The sequence below is a fragment of the Rhodococcus sp. P4_F3_2 genome, assembly GCF_056401335.1.
Genome location: NZ_JBFUJN010000173.1, coordinates 1 through 488, shown reverse-complemented (window position 1 = coordinate 488; position 488 = coordinate 1). Strand labels below are relative to the sequence as shown.

General features: G+C 34.6%; 1 protein-coding gene. It reads left to right on the top strand.

Annotated elements, in window-relative coordinates; genetic code table 11:
* Positions 1–381 (top strand): ATP-binding protein (locus tag AC1DWA_RS33295; protein ID WP_477917736.1); only part of this gene is annotated, 381 nt, incomplete at its 5' end.
* Positions 382–488: the final 107 nt, after the last annotated feature.

Genomic DNA, 488 nt, shown 5'->3' with positions numbered 1-488 from the left:
CATCATCATAAAATTCACTTTGGAGTAGATGGTACTAAGTACACGAAGATTAAGAAGGTAAGAGAACATATGAGAGAAAGCAATGTTACTATTGTTAATGGGGCGGTAGGTAGTGGTAAAACTACTTATGTAAAAGAACGTATGGAACATGGCGATCTAATATTAGATGTAGATTATTTACGGATGGCAGTAACAGTGTTGGATATGTATGATAAGCCACAACACTTAACGGATATAGTATTAGCTATGCGTAATGAAGCATGTAGAGTATTGCAGAGTAAGATGGATAAAGATATACGAGCATGGATTATTACTACTGCTAAAGATGTAGAGGAACTAAAGCGTATGTTTAATGCTACATATAGTATTAGCTATGCGTAATGAAGCATGTAGAGTATTGCAGAGTAAGATGGATAAAGATATACGAGCATGGATTATTACTACTGCTAAAGATGTAGAGGAACTAAAGCGTATGTTTAATGCTACAT